2 protein-coding genes are annotated in these 905 nt (G+C 62.8%); both read right to left on the bottom strand.

Going from position 1 to position 905, the window contains the following annotated elements; all coding sequences use genetic code 11:
• Positions 1-74 precede the first annotated feature (74 nt).
• A complete protein-coding gene (gene ureG, locus AHiyo1_RS09160; protein WP_059388359.1) occupies positions 75-692 on the bottom strand; it encodes an urease accessory protein UreG in 618 nt (205 codons plus the stop codon).
• Positions 693-708: 16 nt separating this feature from the next.
• Positions 709-905: urease accessory protein UreF (locus AHiyo1_RS09155; protein ID WP_445286204.1), on the bottom strand; the 197-nt coding region annotated here is incomplete at its 5' end.

The raw sequence follows: 905 nt of genomic DNA, 5'->3' as shown, positions 1-905 counted from the left end.
CTCTATATCCGGCGAAGCGCCGCAAGCAGCGCCAGCAAGCGGGTCCAGCGCCTCAGCCGCCGTCGCCGTCGTGCTCATGACGCCAGGTCGAGCATCAGGACATCGTGCCGCATCCATGCGATGACCTTGTCCAGCCCTTCGTCGGTCTTCAGGTTGGTGAAGCAGAAGGGCTTGTCGCCGCGGAATTCCTTGGAGTCCCGTTCCATGACGGACAGGTCTGCGCCGACGAATGGGGCGAGGTCGGTCTTGTTGATGATGAACAGGTCCGACTTGATCATGCCTTGGCCGGCTTTGCGGGGGATTTTCTCGCCCTGGGCGACGTCGATGATGTAGATCGAGAAGTCCACGAGTTCTGGGCTGAACGTGGCGGAGAGGTTGTCGCCGCCGGATTCGACGAAGATGACCTGCAGGTCGGGGTGGCGTCTCTTGAGTTCCTCGATGGCCGCCGTGTTCATGGAGGTGTCTTCGCGGATGGCGGTGTGCGGGCAGCCGCCGGTTTCGACGCCGATGATGCGGTCTTCGGGCAGGATGCCGTTGGCCGCGAGGATTTTGGCGTCTTCGATCGTGTAGATGTCGTTGGTGATGGCGGCCATGGAGATTTCCCGGCTCATGTGGCGGGTCAGGCGCTCAACGAGCTGCGTTTTGCCGGCACCTACCGGTCCGCCGATGCCGATCTTGATGGGTTCAGACATGTGTCCTCCTATGGTTCTAGCTCATGAACATGCGCGCACGTTGCCATTCGTGCCGCATCTGCGAAATTTCCAGGCCAGGGCTGACGGCTCCGAAGTCGTCCCAGCTGAGGTGCCGGACATGTTCGACGGCGGCAGCGACGTCGTCGTGCGCTTTGCGCAGCAGCCGCTGCCCGGAGTTCTGGCCGAGCGGGATGGCGCGCACGGCGTTCTGGG

Source organism: Arthrobacter sp. Hiyo1, from assembly GCF_001263615.2.
In the GTDB taxonomy this organism is placed as follows: domain Bacteria; phylum Actinomycetota; class Actinomycetes; order Actinomycetales; family Micrococcaceae; genus Arthrobacter.
The sequence above is the reverse complement of the archived record's forward strand: the minus strand, read 5'-3'. Positions and strand labels throughout refer to the sequence as shown.